Genomic DNA, 11219 nt, shown 5'->3' on the forward strand with positions numbered 1-11219 from the left:
AATATCATGCCCCTTCCTGTGATGATTGCCATTCGATTTTACCTGGATCAAAGTTCCAAGGGTAATTACGCATAGTACTTGGATCTGTATTACCTGTAAAAATGATTTTTTCAAGATTAGTGCAACCTTGGAATGCAGCATTTCCTATACTTGTTACGGATTTTGGAATAATTAATGAGCCAGTGAAACCATTACATCCATAGAATGATAAATACCCTATGCTTGTTACGGTATCTGGGATTATTAATGAGCCTTTGAATCCGTTACAACCATAGAATGCATATTCTTCTATGCTTGTCACGGAGTCTGGGATTATTAAATCTCCTGTGAAGCCATTACATCCATAGAATGTAGAATCTTCTATGCTTGTTATGGAATTTCCAATTGTCAATGAACCTGTAAAGCCATTACAACCTATGAAAGCATATTCCCCTATGCTTGTTACAGAATCTGGTATTACTAAATCTCCAGTGAAGCCACTACAATAAGAGAATGCATCATCTCCTATGCTTGTTACGGATTTGGGAATAATTAATTTACCAGTTAAACCATTACAATCATAGAATGCATAATTCTCTATACTTGTTACTTTGTCTGGAATTATTAATGAACTTGATAAATTGCTACAATTAGAGAATACATAACTTTTTATGCTAGTTATTGATTTTGATATTGTTAATGTTCCGTTAAATCCACTACAATTAGAGAATGCACCATTTTCTATGCTTGTTACTGAGTCTGGGATTATTAAATTTCCTGTAAAGCCTTTGCAACCATAGAATGCATATTCTCCTATGCTTGTTACTGTGTCTGGAATTATTAATGATCCTGTGAATCCTTTACATTCTTGGAATGCAGATTTTCCAATGCTTGTTACTGAGTTTGGTATTCTCAATTCTCCCGTAATTTTACTACACTTTTCGAATGCAGCTCTTTCTATGCTTATTATCGTATCCGGCATTTTTATACTTGTAATATTTTCATTGCCATAAAATGCAAGTTCACCTATTGATGTTATAACACGCGGATTGCCTTCATACATTATAACTTCTGGTATTTCTACATCGCCAGTATTCAATACTACAGGTTCTCCTGTATTGGCATCTATTACACCAGTAGTTACCATTTCTTTTGTTAATGTTATCGTTCCTATTGTTTTTAAAGATTTTACTTTCTTAATAGATTCTCCTGTTTGATCATCGGTATAGGTGAATGTTAAATCAAATGTTCTCACATTCTTAGGTACTGTATCTATATTTATCTCATAATCATCATCCGATAATCGTACTACCCTTCCATCTGAATAGATCGCATTTACAGTGAATTTGGATTTATCTACCTTACTGTCTTCTTTGAGATATTCTTCATTTGTTTCTACAGATAGGTCTGCCAGTATGATCGGTGCTTTTGCCTGTATCAGCATCATGTTCTTCGTTAACTGCAATGTCTTATCGTTTGTTCCTGATAGGTCGGTTAAGATATATGGTGTATCTTGTTTCTCACTTACTGTCCATGCAGTATCATCTGGTAGATCTAATCTTGCGTATTGATTGCCTTTGATCTTGATCTCACCTGTCGTTCCTGTATTTCCTGTTGCTATTTGTTTATTTGTGGTTACATCATAGATCACATAGTTGATGTTAGTTCCTTTTCTGCTTTCTAGGATATCCTCTAAGCTTGTGATCACTTCTTGTTTGGAACGTGTGACCTGTCTTAGCTCGAAGGTGAATTCCTGTTCACTGTCTACATTAAGTGCTTTCGCTATTTCAATTGGTGTCGTACGATTGCTATTGACGAAAGTATTCGCATCTTCGATAGCCAAGCTGCCATTATAGCTATCAGCTAGCTGCAGATATCCGGATAGGATGCCCCATGTATCTTCACTTTCTTCTAAGATTTCTACGATACGATAGCTATCTTTCATTGGATTGCTTGGATTGATCTTAACATCATGCTCTGTGAAATAGAGAATTGGATAACCCTTTGCTGTTTTCTCTACCGTTATCTTTCCATCAGCTTTTGTTTTCTGAATGCGATTGTTTATCCAATCGTTATCATCCCCTAAGATATAAGAAACTTCATTTGCCGGATTCCATACCGTTCCATCATAGCTTTCTACACGGAAGACCAATTGCGAACCTGTAGGTATTTCCTCAGAGCCTAGCCTCATCTTCTTTTGGATGATGGACTTCTGTTGTTTACCTATGATCTGATTCTTGATGATCGCTAATGGCTTGTTCTCTATCGTATCTTGTATTGCACCATCGTTTACCGGTTCTTTTTGGATGATCTCGATAAAGCTTGCTCCATCTTTATACAGCTTGTATTGGTCATTTGTACTTTCGCTCAAACGATAGCTGTCACCAGCTGTTAATGTAGGAATGACGACCTGTTTCCATGGTTCTATCGTCAAGGTACTATTGGCATTCCAAGTGATCGTTTCTATCGTGTTGGTTAGTGCATCGGTTACTTGCACATTTTGGGCTTTAGAAGGCCAGATCTTCCAATCACCATTTGCATCTTGTACTTCTAGTTTCAAGGTTACTTTTTCTTTTCCTCGAATGGTAGGATCATTCTTGATCGTTTCAAGATACTGCTCTCCTATTTTATTGACATCCCCATCACCTACGACATATTCTTTTCCGATCAGCAATGTGTTTTCTGTTCCATTCACAAAGGTTACCTTGGAACCTTCTTTATCGATCGTACCTGTCGATGATTCCCCATTTGCCGGGAAGATCTGTGGATAATTGACATCTGGTGTTTCTATTATCTCATAGTTGGTACCTGCTGGTCCCACATCATGGAAGATGATCGTTTGTCCATTCTTGATGGTAAAGGTACCGATATCCGTTGTTGTAGTGGTAGTATCTGGTTCTCCGCTACGTTGTATCGTGTACTCCTTATTCGCATATATTGCACCGTTTACCTTGATGGTCATGGTAAATTCTTTATCGTTGATCGCATTCAATTTTTCTTCTGTCATATCAGTCGCATCATAGCTGACCATCTTAGTAACACGGATCGGTCTTAGGATATAGTCATTGATGATCGTTGCATCGCTCTTTAAGGCATACAGCGGCATCGTTCCTTCTACCGTCCCTTGGATCGCTTTATAGTTATCACTCGTATCATCGATCTCTACGATCTTGAAGGATGTGCCTGCCTCAAAGCCTTTGATCTTTACGGTCTTACCTGATAATGCAATGCTGAATTTACCTTCATCATCCATTGTGCCATGCACATCACTTTCTGTTCCATCTTCCTTTAGGATGACCCATTCTGCATTTGCAAATGGTGTATCCTTTGTGAATACCTGGAAAGTAAATGCTTGGGTACAGTCTTCAGCTTTCTGATGGGTAAGTTCTTTCTTCAGATATAGATCTTTCCATTTGTAATAGTTTGTGATGCTTACAGAATTGCCATCATTTACCATCGTTCCTGTTACGCTATCTTTTCCTGCATCCGTAAACCAATCATCGCCTTTTTGTGTTTCTTTGATCTCATATGCTGTTCCTGCAACACCCGGGAACAAAGCTACGATCTCTCCTGCCTTGATCGTAAATTTACCATCTTCATCCGTCTTCAAGACATTCTGATTCAACTTCTTAGGGATACCACCATCCGTACGCACGCTATCCACGAGCCAGTATTCAGCATTTGCCATTGGTTCTCCATCTGCAAATGCTTGGAAGATGAAGCTTTCTTTCTTGACTTCTGCTTCCTTATCCTTAGGATCGTTTTCCAGCTTCTTTTGCGCATATAATACCGGACGATACGTATTCTTATATGTCCTTATCTGGATCTCATCCTGTTCCTTAGTTTCTATTTCTACTTTCCAGAATGGATTTTCTTCTTCCTCTACCGTCAACAGATTCTTATCCTTGACATCGAATACCGCTTTTTCATCCGCATGCAGATAGAAGCTGCCATCTGCTTCCGTCGCATAGACACGATTGGTTCCTTGGCGTTCCCAATTTCCATCTATCTTCTTAAATAATTGATATTCTTGTGTGGCATAGGTAGAACCATTATAGCTTGCGATAAAGCGGAACTCACTGTTCTGCTTTTCTTTTGGTACATTACCGCCAAATACTTTTACGATCTCTACTTTTTCTAATTCATGTTGTGATACCTGTACAGAATTCCCGATGACCGTATGCTTCGTACTGGTTCCTACTTTTTCTGAATAATAGGCAGAATTGTTATAAGCATAAACAGCCGTGTCATTCTTATTGGCTGTATTGCTGTGGTCAGCATCTACCTTGGATTCATCCTCATTTGGTGAGATCATATGTATCCGAAAGCTCACAGAGCCCATATCTACGATTTCAAAATCATCACCATTCATCTTCTTGCTTAGGTCTACTGCGACTGCCTTGACATCCGCAAATTTATGATCTTTCAACCACTCTTCTTCTGTATACCAGCCATTCTTTTGCGTCAAGATAGAACTTGGAAGCTCTTCCCCTGTTGATATTCTTGCATCTCTATCTGCATTGTAATAGATCACAGGCTTTATCCCTGCTTTCTCTAAGCCTGTCGTGATGATGCCATCAAAGGTTCCATACCACCAGTTATCTTCAAAGTGCTTATCCTTCTCCTGTTGTGAGCGATGTTTTGGAGCATCCTCCAACAGATCATATACAACGATATTCTTTAAGGTATCCTGTGCATTCCTTACCGTTATTTCATAGGTATAGCCTTCTTTTGGTGCTACGATGGCACTTTCTGAGAAGACCCCGAAGCGGTCATTATCTGCTTTTACCAGTTTCTCGATAGTATCACTATTGGCTATTGCCATATCATCATTGACGCTGGTGTTGGCATACAATACCGTTCTTTCATCCGTTATACCATCCCCATCAATATCCTCTCCCAAAACCTTGTATTCATCTTTTGATAAGGTATCAGGATAATCGCTTCCATTATCCAACATGACCTGATCATCTGTTCCTAACAATGGCTCATTATCCTCTTTTTCTGGCATGAACGCAGAAATATTCGTTGCCGCATTGCTGATGTCGATATCCTTCCATTCATAGTACGCACCAAAGCTGATGCCCCAGCTTTCTGCCCACATGGAATCATAAAAGCCTGCTGGATCTGCACCATCATAATGGATATGGAACTTGACCATCATTCTTCCCGTTCCACGATAATTCGTTATGATATCTTCCTTAGAATCGACACTGACCTTGACCTGACTGGTATCCCAGCTCTTTTCATACATCCATGTCATAGCATTTGTTGTCTTTACACGTCCTGCAATGATCTCTACGCTAGGATCATACTTTACGCCATATGGCAACAGATCATAAAAAACGACATCTTTTCTTCCCGGTGAGCGGACCAGATTTGCCTTTAGATAATCAATAGCTTCTGAACCATATAGTTCATAGCCATCATATGCCATGATATCGTATTTCAGATGTACCCTTCCGGTACCTGCATCATTCCAGCTCGTTCCATATTTATAAGATGCTGCATTTTTCTGTACCGAGGTCAGATAAGCAAATGCATTATCACGAATCGGTAGAGTACCATACAACGCTTCGCTCAATTCCTTTAATTCTGGTTCGGCATAGTTAAAACCTATCGTAGCATCGTGAAAATAGCCTTCCTCCTTGCCATCTTGTAAGCTTTGTCCCATGACACCGGCAATATTTTCTAAGGTGAGCATCTGCTCATTATCCTCATCTTTTACCAGCTCTTGAAAGGCCGGCGAATCATGCTGGATACGTACTTTTAGGTCGATTGAACATGTGGAAAGGTAATTAACAGATTCATGTTCTACCTTTACCCTCCATGGTTTTCTATTGATCTGTTCTTCTGTAAAGGTATAAGACATCGTTCCGCTAGCATTCCATGGGATAACCTTGACTTCTTCCCATACTGTGCTGCCTTTGAACATTGCATAAACGATGGTATCCTTTGATTCTTCCGGTTTTGCCTCGCTGTCTTCCCAAGGATCATATCCGGTATCGTTTTGCTTGATGCTTACCTGACTATAGTAGTAATCATCTCCATCTAAGATCTTGTAACTGTCTGTTGAACCGGTATTTGGATAGGCATAGAGAAAATCATCGACGGTCGTCATCTTATAGCTGGCTCCTTCGATACGTTCACCTAATTTACCATCTTCATTGGATGCATGATGGGTGAGCTTATAGCCACGTGTTGAACTGTTTACGTGAAATGGAATGTCACCAATATCGGTGTTTTGTTTTCTTGCGGCTTTATAGGCTTCCAAAAAGCTCTTATACGTGCCTCCACCATTCTTATCAACACCGATGATATCGCCTTTGTAATTCCATGCATAATCACGATATACCCAATTTGCTTTACTTGTTAGCTTTTGATCCTCATCTACTATATCATATGGATGTAATACGACTTCAACTGTATTTTCAATCAAGGTATTCGGTTGGATCTTATCAGCAGGATAAGCAACGACTACTAGGATATACCCATATTGATTATCATAGTGTATTAGCTTATCTTTGTTCATATCGGAGATTTTATAATAAGCACTATCTCCACGATAATTTATCTTGTTGTAGCTTCGATTGAAGCCAACTACTTTGCCCTCAAGATTTGATATATCTTTTAGGTATAATTCCCATGGCTGGGTTGCACTTCCTGTGATCTGCACTTGCCAAGCTACATATTTATACTTGGTAAAGTTATCTCCTTTGTACTCTTGTGGCAGGCTCGTTACGATGCTAGCCAACTGTTTCTCGGTATAAATACCTGGGTAATAGCTTTTAGCCCCTAAGGTATACGGCATCTTTGTGACCTTGGATAGCTTAACTTGTGAATCAATATGTCCCGTTAAAGGAGTCGTTGTCTTTTCTTCTTTTTGATCTTTAAATTGCACAGTGGCGGTTGGTTTTAAGCTCCATGTACTATCATCTACGAATTCCATGATTTGTAGATTCTTATACAATACCTGAAATGCCACATTGGAACCTGATGTGATCTTTTTATAGTTAAAGAACACAAGCTCATTGGTATCTTCATCCAGATAATAATTGAATGGTGTGATTCTGTTTTCTACAGGAGCATCTAAGGTTCCCTGTGGTATTGCGATGTTGGTAGGTAGGATTCCTTTGTGATCCCTATCGTTAGACAATGTAGCAGGTATACGTATTTCAACACTACCTTTTTCTATATCACGATTATTGTGAAATTCTATCTGGTATTTCAATGAGAAATCATTTGTCTTCTCTACATGATATTTATCATTTTGTCCTACATAATACGCATTGAATGCCCAGTCTTCGCTATCTAAAACTGCATACAAAGCTTTTATGAAATCACTATCCTGTGCATTAGCTGCTCCTACTTTTGTACTGTTTAGTTTGTTTAACTGCGCTGTAGTCATTAGTGGTTCTATTTTAGTGATTTTATGACGAATTGTTTTTTCTTCTTGTTTCTCTGATTGCTTGACTTCTGCTTTCTTCGTTGTATTCGTTTCTGTTTTCTTATTCGCGGTCTCTTTTTGCTTTCGCGTTTCCTGCTTCACCGGGTTATCGGCTTTAGAAGCTTCCTTATTTACTTCTTGTTTTTGTCTTGTTTCTTTTCCTTCTTCAAACGCTTCTACTCTAAATAAAGCTAGTTCTAGTTTACTGCCTTCTTTGAGTTCTACATCTTCTTGCTCGATACGGTATTCCTTGTTCTTCTCCACTAGTTTTGGTTCTGCTTTTTTATTTACTGGTTCTTTCTCATCTTTTTTCTCTTGGATGATCGTATAGTCTTTTAGGTTCTTTTCGCTATCGACACTTTTATATTCGATCTTATAGTTACCTAGTTCTACTTCCTTTAGGACATACTCTCCCTTGATGTTTGTCAGGGTATGATAGGCAGCTTCTTTTTCTGGCTTGCCTTCTTTAATCTTATATAAGCGCACTTCGATGTCGGATAGTCCTTTTTCTTCTTTATCGGCTTTGGCATTCTTATTATCATCTAGATACACTTGTCCCTTTACATCTGTATAAAGAGCTCTCTCTTTTGGTTCTGTCTTTGGCTCTTCTTTGACAGGGGTATCCTTTGGCGTTTCTTCCTTTAATGGAGCCGTTCCTAATAAAGGCTGTTGGGTAGGGGCATAGATAGTGGTAGCAGGCTGTCTATTGGTTTTTGTTTCCTGAGCTGCTTCTGGTTTTGCCTTTGGTTCTTCTTTGGCATAAAGAGATGTATTCGTATTTATAAAGAGCATGGATGCAGCTAATAAGATTGCCGCAAATTGTTTTTTCTTATTTTTCATCGTCTAGTTCACTTCCTCTTTTATGCTTGTTGTATAAGATAAACATGCCAAGAGTGGAAAGCATGATGAACAGGATATACAGATCTTTGTGTGTTGTATCTCCTGTCTGTGTGGATGTCGTTTCCTTCTTTGGTTCCTCCTTCTTATCTGTCGTGCTTGTGGATGTTCCCGGTTTATTGGGTTGTGTTGGAATATCAGGCTGCTCAGGATGTTCCGGAGTTATCGGTTTGTTTGGATGTTCGGGGTCTACTGGTGGTTTAGGTTTTTCTGCTTCATTTGGTAATGCTTTGGGTTCTACCTGCAGATAATAGCTTGGACCTTGAATAACATTCGCTATTTCCTCATACATTGGCAAGGTCACAATGAAAGGATCAATCGTGCCATAAGATTCCATATCGGATGGCACCAATAAATAGATACCATTTTCAATATTGGTAAAAGACAGATATCCTTTCTCATCTGTTGTTCTCTTTCCTATGGTTTCCTTATCTGTCTTTTGGGTAAGCTCTTTTGCGACCTTTTGTAATTCTTCAGCCGTATCCGGTAAGTGCATATCATATTTCTCATACAGCGCTGCTTTTCCATCATCGCTCATACTTCCTACCTTATACAGCGTGAATGTGACACCGGCTTTCTCTGCATTTGGAAAATCCTTTAGATGAATGTCGATCGTTCCTCCGACTGCCTTTAGCGTTGTCAGTGTCAACATGAACATGATGAACAGGCTACATGCTTTTTGTAATGCTCTCTTTCTTTTTTTCATCTGCTTTACCTCATTCATTTTCTATTATTTTGATTTATTGCATTTTATCACTATGCCTGTTTCCTACTCTTACTCATCATCACCATGCTGATGACTAAGATGCCTACGCTAGCGATTACCAAAAAAAGCGTAATACCTGTTCCTCCAGTAGATGGTAAAGTAAAACCTTTATGATTCTCTATGGCAATACTAGCAATTCCCCTATCGTTATCCAGTTTTGTGATAAAGGTTCCGCTTGTATCGGTGATCTCTTTATCGTTTACCTTTAATGTAAAGCTACCAGTTGCTTTTTTTGCACTATCTACATCAGCGATAATCTCCACCTTAATCAGTTCTGCTAATAAAGTATAGCCAGTTGGTGATTTTGTTTCCTTTAGATAATACGTACCTGCATCCAGATTATGAAAGTTCAGAATTCCTTTGTCATCTGTACTTGCATTGTTCAACACTTCTTTACCATCAGCTGCTAATAAGGTGAAGTCTGCTCCTTTTAATGCTTGTGGCTTTCCTTCATTGGTGAACTTTTCTACCTGAATTCCAAAGCTATACACCTTTACGATTGCTTTTTCACTGTTTGTAATTTCTCCTGCTTTGTGGTTGTATTGCAAGCTTGCGGCATTTTGATTTCCTTCCTGCCCTTGCTTGGCTTTCTCTGTTACCTGTGCTTCATAGGTGACAATGATTGGTTGCCCTCCGTTTTCTTTTATAAAATCTTCGGCGAAGCTAATGTGCAAATCGGCTTCTTCCCCTGCCGTATTCTCTGCCCTTATCCTATAGGTCATTGAGCCTTCTGCTATTTCTTTATCATTCACCTTTACCGTGATTGGATGCTTGGCATCGTTTTGGATGGCCAAACCATCTTCCATCGTATCGATGATTATGAAGGTCGCCGGTGTGGGATTGCCAAAGAAACTAGCGTCATAATCAGGCATACTGGTCCTTATTTGATATGGTACATAATCGCCTATCTTAACTGAGCCATCACTGGCATCGGTAATGGTCTTATCAAAGGTTACTATCTCATTTTTCGGGTATGCCTCCACATCATAGACCCATGCACTACCTTCCTCATGATTTTGATAGTTATTTGTTGAAGGGATGGCAATTAAGAAAGGTTTACCTAATATGTAATTGTTTGGAGCTTTTGTTTCTATCACTAGATAATAGCCAAGCTTTAAATCTTTAAAACTTACCGTGCCACTGCCATCGCTAGTAGCAGTAGCTAAAGGAGGAAATTGTTCCGCCTTTATGGTAAGTTGTTGGCTTAGCTTTTCTAATTGTGTTGTAGAATAACTACCTAAAGCATCTGGTGTAACATTTTTTAAAACATCTTGAAAAGCTTCCTCAATAACAAAACGCGAAGTGCTTTCCTGTTCAAAACGCATGATTTTATAGATGCTGTAAGAGGCATCCGCTAAGGGATTTCCCTCGCTATCATGCTCATGAAGGGTAAGCGAACCTGATGTTTGCGTAATTGTTGTTTCTTGTTGGAAAGATGTTTCTTTTGCCATTAATGGCAGAGCATAAGCAAACAATCCTTGCATCATCGCCGCAGAAACAATAACTGTCAATAAATGCCTCATCCTTTTCTTTTTCATATTGTTTTCTCCATTTTCTGATATTCACTGACTGGCATAAATGCATATTGTCAAAGGATAGCTTTGTTACCAACATCATGAATATCGTTTTATCTTTAAAAGAACCAATAAGTCCTTTTATAGCCACAATATTGTTTATACGTATCATGATCAGCTTGCGAAATTATGCGAATTATAGTGCTATACGAAGAAAAATGTAGAAAAATGTTTTTACATAAAAGTTATATTTTGTATTTATTTATTCGTTGTATGTATCTTTTCATTAAAATTATAAGGCGAATTTCTAGAAAATTCAACGCAGTGAATAACCATATCTAAAGCAAACATATGTAAATAAAAAAATGCTTATTTCATGATAGTTGATACTTAAGGAATAAAGACAATTGTTTATAACATACCTATCATATAGAAATTAATTTTATTTTTTTTCGAAATTCCTTATCAAACACTTATTATCGATATATTCATTTCAAATATTAGTTTTATTCTTCCTTTTTAAGAAAGTAGGCGATAGTCATTAAACTACCGCCCCTTATCAAACCGTACGTGCCCTACTAAGGCATACGGCTTACCAATATGCTTATTTATGTTA

3 protein-coding genes are annotated in these 11219 nt (G+C 38.4%); all 3 read right to left on the reverse strand.

Annotated features, from left to right (window positions below; all coding sequences use genetic code 11):
* Positions 1-4: 4 nt before the first annotated feature.
* From EDD61_RS10785 to EDD61_RS10795, 3 genes are read right to left on the reverse strand one after another with little or no spacing between them, the layout of a single operon-like run.
* Complete coding sequence (locus tag EDD61_RS10785) at positions 5-8266, reverse strand: leucine-rich repeat domain-containing protein (RefSeq protein WP_132225351.1); 8262 nt, start codon at positions 8264-8266, stop codon at positions 5-7.
* A complete protein-coding gene (locus tag EDD61_RS10790; protein WP_132225353.1) occupies positions 8256-9029 on the reverse strand; it encodes a pilin N-terminal domain-containing protein in 774 nt (257 codons plus the stop codon). Before EDD61_RS10790 ends, EDD61_RS10785 begins: the two co-directional genes overlap by 11 nt.
* A gap of 50 nt (positions 9030-9079) precedes the next feature.
* A complete protein-coding gene (locus EDD61_RS10795) occupies positions 9080-10627 on the reverse strand; it encodes a SpaH/EbpB family LPXTG-anchored major pilin (protein ID WP_132225355.1) in 1548 nt (515 codons plus the stop codon).
* Positions 10628-11219: the final 592 nt, after the last annotated feature.

Origin of the sequence: Longicatena caecimuris (assembly GCF_004341945.1) — a bacterium.
Lineage (GTDB): Bacteria > Bacillota_I > Bacilli_A > Erysipelotrichales > Erysipelotrichaceae > Longicatena > Longicatena caecimuris.